Origin of the sequence: Streptomyces sp. NPDC093109 (assembly GCF_040701725.1) — a bacterium.
Taxonomy (GTDB): Bacteria; Actinomycetota; Actinomycetes; order Streptomycetales; family Streptomycetaceae; genus Streptomyces.
Genome location: NZ_JBFBEZ010000053.1, coordinates 33430 through 46676, shown reverse-complemented (window position 1 = coordinate 46676; position 13247 = coordinate 33430). Strand labels below are relative to the sequence as shown.

The window sequence follows — 13247 nt, the reverse complement described above, 5'->3', positions numbered from 1 at the left end:
TCCAGGGCTTCGCCGGTGAGCGCGGTCCGCTCCCACAGCCCGTGCACCAGCCACAGTGCCTTGGCTGCGACGGGGAGCCATGCGACGGCCAGCCATGCGCCGGCGTTGTCCTCGGCGGTGAGGGCGTGTGCGATCAGGACGCCGGTCGCCAGCACCCCGAACGACCAGCCCACGGCGGTCACGCCGTTGGAGTGGTCGCCCTGCGCGGCCAAGCGCCGCTCGTAGGCGAGGGTGGCCAGCCAGCCCCCGTCGATCCCCAGACCGACGACCAGCGCGACCGGCCACGGCATCGCCGTTCCCAGCCACATCACGACCACGGCCAACGTGAGGACCATCGACACCACCGTCATCGCGACGGCGGGCAGCGCGGTCTTGGCACTCATACCGCCACCTCCCACGGATACAACCCCGTACCGTCCGTACCGGCCGCGCCGGACGAGCGCTGTACGGGCGGTGCGTAGCCGCACAGCCGGACGGTGGCACCGGCGAACACGGTGAGAACTTCGAGCTGGACAACGCTCGGCAGCTCCGCGCAGGCGACCGCGTCCGGCGCGATGCCGAGGGCTTCCCGCCACGCCTCGAACGCGGCGAGGTTGTCGTGCAGGGCGAGTTCGAGCCGCTGCGGGTAGATCGTCGATACCCGGATGTCCACGGCGGGCAGGTGCGGGAAGTCGGCCAGCAGCAGCCGGACGGCGGTCAGCGGCACGGCCAGATCGCCGAAGGTCGGCGTCGGCGTCGTGTTCACAGCGCACCCCCGACCGCGATCAGAGCAGCCACGATCAGCAGCACACCGGCCACGCACGTCAGGTCGACCGCGCGACGCAGGCGGGTGAACTTGGCGACGGCCAGCCGGGACAGGCCCACCACGGTGGCGGCGAGATCCTGGGACAGCGTGTCCGGCAACACTTCGGGGTGCACGGTCGCCCACATGGGGAAGCCGTGGTTGCCGCGCAGGTTGGGCCGGACCGCCCGCAGCAGCACACCGGCCGCTGTCACCAGCAGCGCCACCCCGGCGCCGCCGACGGCGATCGCGGCGGCGGGAAGGTGCACGTCTTTGGCGACCGTCCACACACCGGCCAGCAGTGCGCCGATGAACGCCAGCAGCAGCCCGGTCTTGTTGTCGGTCTTCGCGATCTCGGCCTTCACCTCCGCGTGAGCGGCGCTCAGGCTCGCGTTCAGGTCGGCGTTCACGCGGCACCTCCCGGCACGCTCGCGGCGGCGGTGAGGTTGAGGCGGGCGACGCGGGCGGCGAGCGCGCGGCGGCGGGCCCGGCGGATCCGGCGGACGTCCAGCTCGGTCGGCGTGCGGTCCAGCGTCATGATGTGCGCGTCGAGCAACTCGACGTCCGCCGCGATGACGGGCATCTCCCGCTCGATCGCGTCCAACTCGGCGGCCGTCGGCTCCAGCCACGGCGCGAACGCCGTAACGGCCTGTTGAACAGTGACGATGTGTTCCATGAGTCGTGCTCTCCCTAGCAGGTGGAACGGCTCGAAGCACGGCCCCTGGGTTGCCTCCCGGGGGCCGTGCGCCGTTCGTGGGTGGAGTGCCCCGGCCGGGAGTCGAACCCGGCCTGCGACCATCGGGGCTGTGGAATCTGCTGGTCAGCGCTGGACGACGGGACGGCCGATGTCGCGGTGCCGCACGGCCACCGTGTAACCGTCCTGCCGGAGCCGTTCAGCGAGCGCCCCGGCGAAGGTGGGGGCGCGGTGACGGCCGCCGGCGCATCCGTCGGCGACGATGACCGTTCCGGCACTGGGGCCGGAGGCGAACGCGGCCACCGCGCGGGCGGTCGCCTCGATCAGGTCCGTGATCCCCGGCGTGCCGAGCACCGCCGTACGCACCGGCTCATCGGCGGCGGTCATGTAGCGAAGCTCGGGGCTGACGTGCGGGTCCCGGAAGTGCGCCCGCAGATCGATGGTCAGATGCGCCGGCGGCGGCCCGTCGTGCAGGTAGCCGAACGAGACGATTTCGACGTTGACGGGCTTCACGCGATACCTCCAGGCTGCGCGGTGTGACCAGCGGCGTTACCGGCCGCGTTCTGATACGCGGCCTGGTAGTACGGCAGACTCCCCCGAGACGCATGGTCCGGCGTCGACGCGATCTCCTCGCACCGCCGGGCCAGACCATCGGCGCGGTTCTGCTCCTCGGCGGCGAACGCCTCCGACGGCCCCTGCTCCTGCCGGCGGCCCCTCACCGGGTCCCCTTCGCCTGAGCGTCGTTCCGGCTCTGCTGGTTCCGTTCGGCGTTCCTGCGGGCCAACTCGGCCCGCTCCGCATCTGTCAGACTGACGAACACAGGGACCTCCATGGGGTGCCTGTACTGCGTCGTCCGGAGTTGCCGCTCCGGGCGGCGCGCCTTTTGGGACCAGTGGATTCCGGCTCCCCTCTGCCCCACCCGGCGTGATGTCCGGGTGAGGGAGGCAACCGGCCGAAGCGCCGAAGCGCTGCGGACACTGGCCGAACCACGCGAGATGCCCCGGGAACGCTGAGCGTCCCGTGGGCCGTCTCGCCCGGTGGGTGGTACGAGGTGACGCGGTGGGCACAGTCGCCGGGCCGGTCAAGCCACGGTCGACGCCCACCTATGTATGCGGATCACAGCAACTCCCTTGCTCAGAAGGGGCAAAGAGAGGGGCTTCACCGGAATGGCCGTTGCCACGGCCGGTCGGTCCCGAGCCCGTTCGTCGGGCGCGTCATCGTCGCTGCTCTGACGCGATCAGCAGGGCGGTTCGTGCCGGGTGGCGCCCCCGAAGGGGCGTTCTCCAGAGCCAGCACGTGAAAGCACCGCCACGAACATCACCCGGTCGTCACGGGGAGCGGTCTCACCCCGCCGCTCGCGGGGACAGGGGGTCTCACCCTGTCTCAGTTCACTGTTGAGTTCTCAAGTAACCAGCGCTTCCCTCGTACCGGCCCCTGCGGGCTTTCCTTCGGGCGCAGTTCGAAGCAGCCCAAAGAAGGGCCCTTCTCGCTGTCTCCGCTTCGTTCGCGGCGACATGCTCAACATAGGCAACCTGCTTAGGCAGGTCAAGAGGGTTGGGTGAGTCGTGCATGTTGGGCATGTGGATTAGCATGGATGGATGAGCCTTGACCCGGACGACCCGCGCCCGCCGTATCAGCAGGTCAGCAGCTCTCTGCGAGCCGCGATCCTCACGAAGAAAGAAGGGTTCGCCCCCGGCGACAAACTTCCCTCTGGCCCTGAGCTGGCCCGGCGCTACACCGTGGCGCGGGGCACCGTGGACAAGGCCCTGGAGCTACTGCGGAGTGAAGGTCTGATCATCACTCGGCAGGGCAGCGGGTCGTTCGTGAGGGAGCGCACAGAGCGGCCGGTAGGGCTCCGGCCCCACATCGAAGCGGCGTTTGCCGAACCTCAGGTCACCCTCGACTTCGCCGGTTTCTCCAGCGAGACCCTGTACAACGCCATGCAAGAGCCGTTGGACAAGATCCGGTCCGGTCGGCTCACCCCGGAATCGATCACGGTTCGTCTGCTCCTGCCCGACACGACCGTGCCCATGGCGGTCCCGGTGCTGGTCGACGAACTGCGCGATGAAGTCGCGCTGCGCGACCGGGCGCGGAACATCGCGCTGACGAACGCCGGCGGGATCAAGCACTCCGTGGAGGTGCTCGCGGAGTACGGACTGGTGAAGTCGGTCAGCGTCGAAGTGCGCGTCCACAAGGCATCCAGCCTGTTCAAGCTGTACATCCTGAACAAGCGGGAAGCCTTTTTCGGGTTCTACCCGCTGCGGGAACGGACCCTCGCGGTTGAGGGCGAGCCGCGTACGTTCTTCGACGTCACCGGTAAGGACACGACGCTCTTCCACCACACCGCCGGACCGGATGACGCCTCACTGGGCTCGCTCTACATTCAGCAGTCTCAGCTCTGGTTCGACAGCGTATGGAACACCATCTCCTACGAGCGGCAGCCATGAACACGAACCACCTCACCGACGTGCTTCGACCCGTCAAGCACGTTCTACTCGATTTCGACGGCCCGGTCTGTTCGGTCTTCGCCGGACTGCCCGCGCCCGACGTCGCACGTCGGCTGTACGGCGCGCTGCTCCCCTCCCTCACCGGGGACACCCCCGCTGATTGGGCCACGGAGACGGACCCGCTCGCGCTGCTGCGGCAGGTCGCGGACGTTCGTCCGGACTTGGCGGCCGTGGCGGACGAGACGCTGACACGGTTGGAGGTGGAGGCGGTCGCGGTCGCTGAGCGGACCGCCGGCGGGGAAGCCACCATTCGCGCCTGTGCCGAATCGGGCCGCTCCGTCTGGATCATCAGCAACAACTCGGGCGATGCGATCCGTGCCTATCTCGATGATCACGGGCTCACGGACGACATCGCGGGGGTGTTCGGGCGAGTGCCGGGTGACCCCACGTCCATGAAGCCCAATCCCCGGTTGCTACTCGATGCCCTGTCCGTCGCGTCCGCCGCACCCGCGTCGTGCATCTTCATCGGGGATGCGGCGCGAGACGTAGAGGCCGGCCATGCCGCAGAGGTGGCGACCATCGGCTACGCGAACAAGCCGGGCAAGGACGCCAAGTTGGCGGCGGCCGGGGCCGTCGCGGTGACCGACTCGATGGAGGCCATCGCGGATGCTCTCGGCTGACCGCCACCGTTGGGCCAGCCGGGCCGTCGTGGGGCCGTCCGAGGTGGCCCAGCGGTGACCACCAACGACCAACGACGACCACAACCACGCAGGTCAGAACGTTGCCGACGGATCGCGTCGCAGGTGACGGAACCGGCGCATCAGTTCTTCGACATCTAAGCCGGTACGCCGCGGACCACAGCCGGGGCGCTCCCCCAGGTGTTCGTGAGGCAAGGCCGTCGACCGCCGCCGTCAAGGCGCGGTCGGCGGCCTTCTTCGTGTCGGTAGCCACGAGGGCGGCGGTAGCCACGAGGGCGGCGCCATGGCCCTTTCCCTGTGCGCCGAATGCCTCAGCGGCTGCGGGGCGTGGCGGGGCGTGGTCGGATCCTGGTGTGGACGCATTCGATGTGACCGTGGAGATTCCGGAGGGGTCCCGCAACAAGTACGAGATGGACCACCGCGCCGGGCGTATCCGGCTGGACCGGACGCTGTTCACCGCCACCCGGTACCCCGCCGACTACGGGTACATCGACGGCACCCTCGGCCGGGACGGTGAGCCGCTGGACGCTCTGGTGCTGGTGGGGCAGGCGACGTTTCCGGGGTGTGTGATCCGGTGCCGGGCCATCGGCATGTTCATGATGCGCGACGAGGCCGGTCCCGACGAGAAGGTCCTCTGCGTTCCCGCCGGCGACCCCCGCCATGCCGGGCTGCGGGAGATCAGCGACGTCCCCCACTTCGATCTGCTGGAGATCACCCACTTCTTCCAGGTCTACAAGGAGCTGGAGCCCGGCAAATCCGTGGAGGGGTCCCACTGGGAGGGGCGTGCGGAGGCGTACGCGGAGATCGCGGCTTCCCGGGAGCGGCTGTCCCGGGAGCCGCTGGCCGGAGAACCGCTCACCGGCCGGGCCGGTGGGCGTCCGTCCGAAGGCGGTTGACCCCGTGCTCCGTATCGCCCGGCTCCACGCCATCGAGATCCTCGACTCCCGCGCCCGCCCCACCCTCGCCGTCACCCTGGAGACCGACAGCGGGCTGCGGCTGCGGGCCGGGGTGCCCGCCGGGGTCTCCACCGGTTCCCGGGAGGCCGTCGAGCTGCGTGACGGCGATCCGGAACGGTACGACGGGCAGGGGGTACGGCGGGCGGTGGGGCATGTGAACGGCGAGATCGCGCAGGCGCTCACCGGCCAGCGCTTCTCCTCCCTGGAGGAGCTGGACGCCACCCTGATCGACCTCGACGGCACCCCCGACAAGCACCGGCTGGGCGCCAACGCGCTCATCGGGGTCTCGCTGGTCGCCGCCCGTACCGAGGCCGCGCAGTACGACCGCGCGCTCTGGCAGCAGCTCGCCGCGCTCTCGGGCGCGCCCCCGCTGCTGCCTGTGCCGCACTTCACCGTCGTCGGAGGGGGCGGGAGTGGGGGTAGGGGTGGGGGTGGGAGTGGGGGTGGGGGTGCGGGACTTGGCGGGTTCCGGGAGTACATGGTCGCTCCGCTCGGGGCGGCCGGTCTCGGTGACGCCGTACGCGCGGGCGCGGAGATCCACGCCCGGCTCGGGGCCCGCCTCGCCGCCGGCGCCGACGGCGGGCATACGGTCGGCCTCGGCGACGAGGGCGGCTTCGCGACCGCGCTCTCGCGGCCCGAGGACGTACTGCGGGAGATGGTCGCCGCCATCACCGACGCCGGGTACTCCCCCGGCCGGGACGGTGTGGCCATCGCGCTCGACCCGGCGGCGGGCGGACTGCGTACGGAGGACGGCCGTTACCTCGTCGCGGGCGACGAACTCACCTCCGACCAGCTCATCGACCGGTACGAGGAGATCGTCGACCGCTTCCCCGTGTGGTCCATCGAGGACGGTCTCGCCGAGGACGACTGGGACGGCTGGGAGCGGCTGACCGCGCGGCTGGGCGGCCGGGTGCAGCTGATGGGCGACGATCTGTTCGCCACGCACCCGGCGGTCATCGCGGAGGCGATCGGCCGGAACGTCGCCAACTCCGCGCTGATCAAGGTCAGTCAGATCGGCACCGTCACCGAGACCATGGCCGCCATCGGGGTCTGCCGGGGAGCCGGATACCGGCAGATGGTCTCCCACCGCTCCGGCGAGACGGACGACTCGTTCATCGCCGATCTCGCCGTCGGCGCGGGCTGCGGGCAGCTCAAGTCGGGCGGTCCCGCGCGCGGGGAGCATGTCGCCAAGTACAACCGGCTGCTGGAGATCGCCGACGCCCGGCCCGAGCTGCCGTTCGGTCTCTCCGTTCCGGCCGAGGGGGATTGAGCCTCTCCGTTCCGGTGGCGGTGCCCCTCACCGCCACACCGCCTGCGCCAGCGCCACCCCCGCGTACACCGCGCCCAGCCCCGCCACCACGCTCGCGACCACATTGGCCACCGCGTAGAACCGCGCGCCGTCCTCCGCCAGGCGCAGCGTCTCGTAGCTGAACGTCGAGTACGTCGTCAGCGCCCCGCACAGCCCCGTACCGAGCAGCAGTTGAACGCGGGACGACGCCGCGCCCGCCGTGACCGCGCCGGTGACGACCCCGAGGACGAGACAGCCCACGACGTTGACGGTGAACGTCCCCCACGGGAACACGGAGTCGTGCGCGCGCTGTACGGAACGGTCGGTCAGATAGCGCAGCGGGGCGCCGACCGTCGCGCCCAGGACGACGAGCAGCCAGTTCATCCGGCCTCGCCGCCGCCCCGGCCCTCGGGCTCGCCGCGTCCCGCGTACCGGACCACCTCGCACGCGTCCAGCGTCACCAGGCCCTCGGTGACCAGCTCGGCCAGGTCCGGCAGGAACGCCCGTACCTTCTCCTCCGTGTCCACGACGACCACCGCCACCGGCAGCTCCTCGCTCAGCGACAGCAGCCGCTGCGTATGGATCAGCGAGGACGCCCCGAACCCCTCGATCCCCCGGAACACACTGGCTCCGGCCAGCCCGGCGGCGTGCGCGCGGTGCACGATCTCGGTGTAGACGGGTCTGTGGTGCCACAGATCGGACTCGCCGACGTAGACCGTCATCCGCAGCGCGGGGACCGGCGCGCCCGCGCCTGTTGGCCTTGTCATGTCTGCCTCCACGCCAGTACGCGGCGTGTCAGCCACACCGCACTCCACACCGCGACGAACGCCGCGATCAGTGTCAGACCCAGATAGGCCAGCCCCGTGCGCGCCCGCCCCTCGGCCACCAGCCGCTGGACATCCACCGCGTACGTCGAGAACGTGGTGAACCCGCCCAGGACGCCCGTGCCGAAGAACGGCCGTACGAGGGGGTGCGCCCGCCACACGTCGGTGATCACCACCATGAACACACCGATCACCGCGCACCCGGCCGCGTTCACGGCCAGCGTCGTCCAGGGGAGGGCGCCGGGGGCGGTGGGCCAGATCAGGGACGATCCGTAGCGGGCCGCCGCGCCTGTCGCGCCGCCCAGGGCCACGATGGCCACGACCGCCGGGGTCCGTGGGGAGTGTCCCAGGGGCATCTGTCTCTCCCTACTCGCAGGGCGCCGGGTCGGGGCGCGCGTCATCGCAAGTAGGGACCGTTGGCGGCGGGCCGGGCTCTGCCGGGCGCCGCGGTTCGGGTACGGCGGGCCCCACCGCCGTACGGCCGCCCCGGAAGGCCGCCGTACGGACAGGTTAGCCCCGGGTTCGCGGGGGCGGCCAGCCGGGCGGGGCGGGTGGTTGTCAGTGGGCGCTGGCACCATGCCCGTATGAAGACCTACAACTGGCGTCCGTTCCTCGACCGGTGGAGCGCGGACTGGGGCTGCTCCCCTGCCGCCGCGCGGGAGCGGTCGCGGGAGGGGCGGGGGGAATGGCTGGGGGAATGGCTGGGCTTTCCGGCGGCCGGGGAGGAGCGGATCGGCGCGCTGGAGGCGCGGCTCGGTGTGCCGCTGCCGCCGACGTACCGGTCCTTCCTGGCGACGACGGACGGGTGGCGTCCGGCCGGTTCGCGGGTCGCGCTGCTGGGTCCGGCGGACGACGTGCGGCCGTACCTGGAGGGGAACGGCGGTGGCCCGTGGGGCACAGCGGTTCGGCTGTCCGTGGAGTCCGTGGAGTCCGTGGAGTCCGCCGATGTGGTCGCGCTGCTCGCTCCCAGTGAGGTGAACGCCGACGGGGAGTGGGCGGCCTATCTGCACCATGTGCCGGGCTCGCTCGCGCCGGAGCGGTACGAGACGTTCATGGAGCTGATGCAGGCCCTGTTCCGGGAGTTCCACCGCGCGCACCGGGACACGCCCGGCTTCGTGACCGAGACGACGCGCGAGCTGGACGCCGATGTCGAGGACGCGCGCGTGGCCTGTCTGGAGGGCGCGGAGGCCGACGGCCCGCTCGGGCTGCTCGTGACGGCGTCCGAATCCGGGCGGGCGCGGGCCCATGGGCTGCGGGCGCAGGTGGAAGCGCTGCTGGGTGAGGGCGGCGGCGGGGGCGGGGGCGGGGGTGGTGACGGTCATGGAGGTGGGGTCTCCTGGGCCGTCGGGAGCCTGGACGATCCGCTGTACGCGCGCGAGCTGCTGCCGCTGGCCGCGTGGCGGCGGTTGCGCGCGGGGCGCCAGGGCGACGGCGAGGAGGCGTTCGCCGGGCCGTACGACGCGGCGGGCGCGGACGGCCGGAAGCGGGCGCTCGCCGTGCTGGGGGAGGTCGGCGACCGTACGTTCCGGTACGAGGCTCCCGGGGCGTTCGGTGACGCGGTCGTGGTGGCCCGCGAGCAGGCCCGCTGGGGCGGCACGGACGCGGCCTGGCGCACGCTCGCGACGGCCCTGGCCGACTGGGAGCCGTACGGGTCCGAGCAGCTGGCCCCGGTCGGGCTGCTGGCCGATCCGCTGCTCGGTCCGGTGATCACCCCGGAGCGCGGCCGGTACATCCTGGAGACGCCCCGCGGCGAGGGCCGGTACGCGGACGAGGCCGTGGACGAGGACGAGGACGAGGACGAGGTCGCGAGCGGGGAGGGCGGTGGGTCGGACGGGCTCGCCTGGCTCGTGGACGACGGGCGGCGGCGGCGCCCGTACCGGTTCGTGCTCGTGCGGGACATCCCGCCGGGCGAGCTGGCCGGACGGATCGGCCCGCGAGCGGCGCCGCTCGCGCCGGCCGACGCGCGGGAGGCCCGGGAGGCGGGCGCGGTGGCCCGGATCGGCGCGTGCGGGACCGAGGCGGGAGCGTGGTCGGGGGCGGGTGTGGGCAGCGGCTGGAGCTTCGCCTTCGACTTCGACCACCTCTCCGGAGAGCCTGGCGGGTTCGGCGACAGGGTGTCGCGGGGCACGGCGGCGGTCACGGTGTGGTGCGACCAGGGAGACGGTGAGAGCGGCAGCGCCACCGGTACGGGCGGCGGCACGTTCCACTTCTCCTACGAGGAGGACGGGCGGCGCGTGTACGGATTCACGGTGCGCGGCGGCGGGTTCGAGCGGTGGGGCACGCTCCCGGAGGGCCTCGATCCGCTGGACCTCTTCCCCGGCACGGAACCGGCCGGGGCCCCGGATGGCCCGCCCGAACCGGGTGCCCTGGCGGAACCGGGTGCCCTGGCGGAACGGGGTGCCGCGCTGGATCCGGACGACGAGTTCGAGGCTCTGGAGGCCGTCGCGGCGGAGTTCGGGGTCTCGCTGCCGCGCTTCGCGATCGAGCACGGCCGGCTGCACGCCGTGGCGGGTGAGCCCGCGTGACGACGATCCGTATGACACCCCTGAGCACGACGTCCATCGAGACCGAGCGGCTGACGCTGCTGCCCCTGCGGGTGGCGCACGCCGAGGAGATGGCCGCCGCCCTCGCCGACCCCGCGCTGCACACCTTCATCGGCGGGGAGCCCGCGACGGCGGAGGAGCTGCGCCGTAAGTACGCCGCGATGGTGGCGGGTTCGCCGCTGCCGGTCATCTCCTGGTGCAACTGGGTGATCGGCGTCCGGCCGGAGGACGGGCGGGACAGCCGGGACATGCCGGACGGACACGGGCGGTCCCCGCTCGCCGGTTATGTGCAGGCGACCGTCGCCCCGGGGCGGCACGGCGCCGGGCCCGTCGCGGAGATCGCCTGGGTGGTCGGCACCCCGTGGCAGCGGCGCGGTATCGCCAAGGAGGCGGCGCGCGGGCTCGTCCGCTGGCTGGCGGAGCGGGACGTACGGACGCTGCGCGCCCATATCCACCCGGACCACCGGGCGTCGGCCGCCGTCGCGGCCTCGCTCGGGCTGGCGCCCACCGACGAGTGGTACGACGGTGAAGTGCGCTGGCAGCGGCACCTCGACGGGTGAGCGGGCGGTGGGCCGGACGCGGAACCGGCCGGCCCACCACCGGCCTTGATCAGCCGTTCAGCCGTTCAGCCGATCAGCCGATCAGCCGATCAATGTGCGCACCACGCGGCAGGTGGTGTTGGAAGGACGGTGGATCCCGATCCGGACCGCCGTGCTCCGGATCCTCCGGTTGCTCGCCTTCTCCGGCAGGTACACGCCCGAGTCGAGCAGGGCGATGGCCAGGCGCATGGCCTTCAGCCGGCGGTTGTGCTCCTCGTACCACTCGCGGGGCCGGCCCGCGGGCAGGGGCGCGCGCTTCAGGGGTGACGGTGTCCTGCCCGGCTTGCGGGCGGACGTGCGGACCGGCTTCGCAGCCGACTTGCTCACGGACTTCCCGGCGGACTTCGTGGTGATGGTGGCAACAGCCATCGGCGACCTCCCGGCACGGTGGTGGAACCCTCACGAACTACCTCCATTCTACCGTCCACCACTGACAATCGCCCCTGGCCAGAGGGCATTTGACGGTCTCGGAGAAGGAGGCGTTGAGCGGACCGGGCGGGCCGCGCGTATGTAACGGCGCACCGACCCCCCACCGGCCCCGCCCGTGCGCGGCCGGGAACAGGAGCCCCCACCCATGTCCCGTAAGAAGACCTTCAGCGGCCGGAAGAAGCTCGCTCTGCTCGCCGGTGCGGCGGCGCTGGCCGGCGGTACGGCGGTGATCATGACCGGTACGAGTCAGGCGTCGGTGGTCTGCGACGGGCTGGCCACGGCGCTGCGCAACAACGAGAGCTTCATCGCCGCTCAACGCGCCACCCCTGACGCGCTGTCCGAGGCGCGGATCGCCAACCGGGTCGCGGTCATCGAGGAGATCCGGCTGAAGCAGACGGCGTCCGGCTGCGACGCGGAGGGCGGGAACGCGGGCGGGAACGCGGGCGGAAACGGGAGCGAGGGCGAGAGCGCGGGCGCGGGCGGAAACTCGGACGCGGCCGGGAGTACGGGCGGCGGCGCCCAGGGCTCCGGTTCCGGTGACGCGGCGAACGCGGCCGGCGAGGTCGTCTGCGCCGGTTCGACCGTCACGCTCTCCGGCGAGGCGGGCCCCCCGGCCGCGTCCAGCAATCAGTTCCCGGCCGGCACGGTCCTCCGGGTGACCAACCTCGACAACAACAAGTCGACGACGGTAGAGGTCACTTCGGTGTCCGGAAGCTGCGCCCTGCTCAACGACGCGGCGTTCGAGCTGGTCCGCGAGGACGGCAAGTTCCTGATCCGCAAGGCCCTGATCGAGCGGGTCCAGAGCGTCGAGTCGACACCGCAGGAGCCGATCCGGAGCGTCGGCTGACCGACCGGCCGGGGAAAAGGGCGAAGGCCGGCTATCCGGCCGTCGCCCCTGCCTCCATCTGCGCCTCCGCCGCCGCGAGGATCTCCGTCAGCCGCAGCCCGAACCGGACGTCGCAGGCGTGCGGCTGTCCCGTACGTACCGCTTCGAGCAGCGCGTCGACCGCCCTGCTGAAGGTGTCGACCGGATCGCCCCAGGCGTCCGGCAGTTCGGCCGTGCCGTGCTCACCGCGGAGTTCGAGCCCGGTGCCCGCGCCCGCGTGCGGGGCGCTCAGGCTCAGCGCCGCCGTACTGGCCGCACCCGACACATGCCGCAGCACGAGATGCGTGAGGTCGGGCCCGGTACGCGTCGCCAGTACGTCCGTGACGTCGCCGAGCAGCGGGATCAGCGCGGACAGCGCGTGCGGTCCGACGTCCCACAGGCCGCCCTTCTCGCGGCGCCAGGGCGAGTCGGCGAACGGGCTCTCCGCGCCGGGTGCGAAGAGGCCGCCGAGCCAGTAGGCGTGGGCCGTGTACCAGCCGCCCCGCGCGGCCTGCTTCTCGACCCACTCCGCGGTCTCCGCCGCGAACCGCAGCGTGCAGAAGACCACGGACGCGACCCCGGCCTCCGCCGCCGCGTCCGCCACCGCGCGGGCCCCCGCCACGGTCGTCGCGACCGGCTTGTCCATGATCAGGTGGCAGCCCGCGGCGGCGGCCCGTACCGCCAGTGGCGCCTGGATGTCGGGCGGCAGCGCGAAGGCCACGGCGTCGTTCTCCGCGAAGAGGACATCGAGTCCGGCCTCGCCGGAGTGCGCGGTGACGCCGTGTGCGGCGGCGAGCGCGGCGGCGGCCTCGGGCCGCCGCCCCCAGACGCCGCTGAACTCGATGTCGGGGTGGGCGGCGAGGGCGGGGGCGTGGGTGCGTTCCGCCCAGGGGCCGGTGCCGAGGAGTCCGATACGTGGCTTGCTCGTGGTCATGACGGCCAGTGTGCCGGGTCGGAGCGGAGAACGGGACACCCCGGGAGGAAACCGGAGGCGGGCAGGTCCGCCAGGACCGGAAATCCAATGGCCGCGCCACCCCTTGCCGGTGTTACGTTGCGGGGGCCGGCCGCGGGCCTTCGGCGCGACTTCCGGGACATGCCTATGAAGCGTTGATTTCGCTGTTCG

Annotated in this window: 17 protein-coding genes and 1 pseudogene; 7 read left to right on the top strand and 11 right to left on the bottom strand. The window is 72.2% G+C overall.

Features of this window, described 5'->3' with window-relative positions:
- The 6 genes and pseudogenes from AB0389_RS33435 to AB0389_RS33410 all read right to left on the bottom strand — a co-directional run.
- A pseudogene (locus tag AB0389_RS33435) lies at positions 1-383 on the bottom strand (protein spdB); the annotation flags it as partial.
- A complete protein-coding gene (locus AB0389_RS33430) occupies positions 380-745 on the bottom strand; it encodes a hypothetical protein (RefSeq protein ID WP_366399306.1) in 366 nt (121 codons plus the stop codon). The gene AB0389_RS33430 and the pseudogene AB0389_RS33435, both read right to left, overlap by 4 nt.
- Complete coding sequence (locus tag AB0389_RS33425; protein ID WP_366399305.1) at positions 742-1191, bottom strand: Pycsar system effector family protein; 450 nt, start codon at positions 1189-1191, stop codon at positions 742-744. The genes AB0389_RS33430 and AB0389_RS33425 overlap by 4 nt, the downstream gene beginning before the upstream one ends.
- Positions 1188-1457 (bottom strand): DUF6284 family protein, encoded by a 270-nt coding sequence (locus AB0389_RS33420; RefSeq protein ID WP_366399304.1) that lies wholly within the window; start codon positions 1455-1457, stop codon positions 1188-1190. Before AB0389_RS33420 ends, AB0389_RS33425 begins: the two co-directional genes overlap by 4 nt.
- 144 nt (positions 1458-1601) lie before the next feature.
- Positions 1602-1988: an RNase adapter RapZ gene (locus tag AB0389_RS33415; RefSeq protein ID WP_366399303.1), complete on the bottom strand. Its 387-nt coding sequence runs from the start codon at positions 1986-1988 to the stop codon at positions 1602-1604.
- On the bottom strand, positions 1985-2194 hold the full coding sequence (locus AB0389_RS33410) for a hypothetical protein (RefSeq protein ID WP_366399302.1): 210 nt from the start codon (positions 2192-2194) through the stop codon (positions 1985-1987). The genes AB0389_RS33415 and AB0389_RS33410 overlap by 4 nt, the downstream gene beginning before the upstream one ends.
- 879 nt (positions 2195-3073) lie before the next feature.
- Here AB0389_RS33410 and AB0389_RS33405 point away from each other — a divergent pair.
- From AB0389_RS33405 to AB0389_RS33390, 4 genes are all read left to right on the top strand, one after another.
- Positions 3074-3922, top strand: a complete 849-nt coding sequence (locus AB0389_RS33405) for a GntR family transcriptional regulator (RefSeq protein ID WP_366399301.1) — start codon at positions 3074-3076, stop codon at positions 3920-3922.
- Positions 3919-4602: an HAD family hydrolase gene (locus tag AB0389_RS33400; RefSeq protein ID WP_366399300.1), complete on the top strand. Its 684-nt coding sequence runs from the start codon at positions 3919-3921 to the stop codon at positions 4600-4602. The genes AB0389_RS33405 and AB0389_RS33400 overlap by 4 nt, the downstream gene beginning before the upstream one ends.
- Positions 4603-4973: 371 nt before the next feature.
- Positions 4974-5516 carry an inorganic diphosphatase gene (locus AB0389_RS33395; RefSeq protein ID WP_366399299.1) on the top strand — a complete coding sequence of 181 codons (543 nt, stop codon included), beginning with the start codon at positions 4974-4976 and terminating at the stop codon, positions 5514-5516.
- Positions 5517-5520: 4 nt separating this feature from the next.
- The gene (locus AB0389_RS33390) at positions 5521-6846 is read left to right on the top strand and encodes an enolase (protein WP_366399298.1); all 1326 of its coding nucleotides are present in this window, start codon (positions 5521-5523) and stop codon (positions 6844-6846) included.
- Positions 6847-6873: 27 nt separating this feature from the next.
- On the opposite strand, the gene crcB (AB0389_RS33385) is transcribed toward AB0389_RS33390, so the two are convergent.
- The 3 genes from crcB (AB0389_RS33385) to crcB (AB0389_RS33375) are packed head-to-tail and all read right to left on the bottom strand — an operon-like array spanning position 6874 to position 8044.
- Positions 6874-7248 carry a fluoride efflux transporter CrcB gene (gene crcB / locus AB0389_RS33385; protein ID WP_366399297.1) on the bottom strand — a complete coding sequence of 125 codons (375 nt, stop codon included), beginning with the start codon at positions 7246-7248 and terminating at the stop codon, positions 6874-6876.
- Entirely contained in the window at positions 7245-7631 is a 387-nt protein-coding gene (locus tag AB0389_RS33380) for a DUF190 domain-containing protein (RefSeq protein WP_366399296.1), read from the bottom strand. Before AB0389_RS33380 ends, crcB (AB0389_RS33385) begins: the two co-directional genes overlap by 4 nt.
- Entirely contained in the window at positions 7628-8044 is a 417-nt protein-coding gene (gene crcB, locus AB0389_RS33375; protein ID WP_366399295.1) for a fluoride efflux transporter CrcB, read from the bottom strand. The genes AB0389_RS33380 and crcB (AB0389_RS33375) overlap by 4 nt, the downstream gene beginning before the upstream one ends.
- A gap of 228 nt (positions 8045-8272) precedes the next feature.
- On the opposite strand from crcB (AB0389_RS33375), the gene AB0389_RS33370 reads away from it, so the two are divergent.
- Both AB0389_RS33370 and AB0389_RS33365 read left to right on the top strand, forming a co-directional pair.
- The gene (locus AB0389_RS33370; RefSeq protein ID WP_366399294.1) at positions 8273-10213 is read left to right on the top strand and encodes an SMI1/KNR4 family protein; all 1941 of its coding nucleotides are present in this window, start codon (positions 8273-8275) and stop codon (positions 10211-10213) included.
- An 11-nt stretch (positions 10214-10224) separates the two neighbouring features.
- Positions 10225-10791, top strand: coding sequence for a GNAT family N-acetyltransferase (locus AB0389_RS33365; protein ID WP_366399308.1), 567 nt, complete (start codon positions 10225-10227; stop codon positions 10789-10791).
- Positions 10792-10872: 81 nt separating this feature from the next.
- On the opposite strand, the gene AB0389_RS33360 is transcribed toward AB0389_RS33365, so the two are convergent.
- Positions 10873-11199, bottom strand: a complete 327-nt coding sequence (locus tag AB0389_RS33360; protein WP_366399293.1) for a hypothetical protein — start codon at positions 11197-11199, stop codon at positions 10873-10875.
- 205 nt (positions 11200-11404) lie between these two features.
- Between AB0389_RS33360 and AB0389_RS33355 the strand changes: the two genes are divergently transcribed.
- Positions 11405-12106, top strand: coding sequence for a hypothetical protein (locus AB0389_RS33355; protein WP_366399292.1), 702 nt, complete (start codon positions 11405-11407; stop codon positions 12104-12106).
- A 31-nt stretch (positions 12107-12137) separates the two neighbouring features.
- Here AB0389_RS33355 and AB0389_RS33350 read toward each other — a convergent pair whose 3' ends face one another.
- Positions 12138-13058: a Gfo/Idh/MocA family oxidoreductase gene (locus AB0389_RS33350; protein ID WP_366399291.1), complete on the bottom strand. Its 921-nt coding sequence runs from the start codon at positions 13056-13058 to the stop codon at positions 12138-12140.
- Positions 13059-13247 lie beyond the last annotated feature (189 nt).